Source organism: Vibrio sp. Vb1337 (assembly GCF_033338715.1).
Lineage (GTDB): Bacteria > Pseudomonadota > Gammaproteobacteria > Enterobacterales > Vibrionaceae > Vibrio > Vibrio alginolyticus.
Window position 1 is genome coordinate 1 of sequence record NZ_JAWOTD010000165.1, and the last position, 1,211, is coordinate 1,211.

The 1,211-nt window shown below is 45.4% G+C and carries 1 protein-coding gene; it reads right to left on the reverse strand.

The genetic code is table 11. The features are described from left to right. On the reverse strand, positions 1–1,061 hold a 1,061-nt coding region (locus R7E42_RS24735), incomplete at its 3' end, for a SulP family inorganic anion transporter (protein WP_318073195.1). Between the last annotated feature and the right edge of the window lie 150 nt (positions 1,062–1,211).

Genomic DNA, 1,211 nt, shown 5'->3' on the forward strand with positions numbered 1-1,211 from the left:
TCGAATGTGCCAATCACAACCATGAACACCACACCAACTAGGGCTGCTAGTGGAATCATTTCAATCAACGATGACGCAAACAAAATGAACATCAGCAGAGCTACAGCCGCTACGATGCCAGACAGACGGCCACGGCCACCAGAGTTTACGTTGATCATTGACTGACCAATCATTGCACAACCACCCATCGCGCCGAATACAGAACATGTCATGTTTGCCATGCCCTGACCGATACATTCGCGGTTAGATTGGCCACGAGTATTCGTCATTTCGTCTAAAACGGTCAGCGTTAGCAAAGATTCAATTAGGCCGATGGCCGCAAGCATCACTGCATAAGGCAAGATGATTTGCAGAGTCTCTAGCGTAAATGGCACTGATGGAATAGAGAAGGTTGGCAAAGAGCCTGCTAGTGTAGCGGCTTCATTACCTGACATAGAACGTAGGAAGTCGACAACTGTACGTGTCTCTAGATCTAACCCAACAACTAGTGCAGTCACGGTTACGATAGCAACAAGTGAAGATGGCACTGCTGTTGTAATTTTCGGCAAGAAGTAGATGATCGCCATGGTCAGCGCAACCAAACCTAGCATTAACATCATTTGATCTTGTGGAAGCCAAGTCAGCACGCCATTCATGTCTGGAGCCTTGAATTGTCCTAATTGCGCGAGGAAGATAACAATCGCTAGGCCGTTAACAAAACCAATCATTACAGGGTGTGGAACGATTCGAATGAATTTGCCCAATTTAAATAAACCGGCAGCAATTTGCAGAATACCGGCCAACATAATGGCAGCAAATAAGTACTGAACACCGTGGCTTGCAACAAGAGAGAGCATTACTACGGCCATTGCGCCTGTAGCACCAGAGATCATGCCTGGGCGACCACCAAAGATTGAGGTGATAAGGCCAACGATGAATGCTGCGTACAGACCAACCATTGGGTCTACACCAGCAACGAATGCAAATGCTACGGCTTCAGGGACAAGTGCCAGGGCAACTGTCAAACCTGATAGTACGTCATTTTTAATAGAGTGCTTAGAAAATTGCGGGAATTCGAACATGTTTGTCTTTAAGTTCTCGTTGAGATGAGTTTATCCCGACACATATTCGTATTTGCATTAACCACTAAGTGATGAAAATACATTCAAGGTACTTAGTGTAAACCGTAGTAATAAAAGAGCAGCAGTAGAATGGTGTCGAAAACTTGAGTT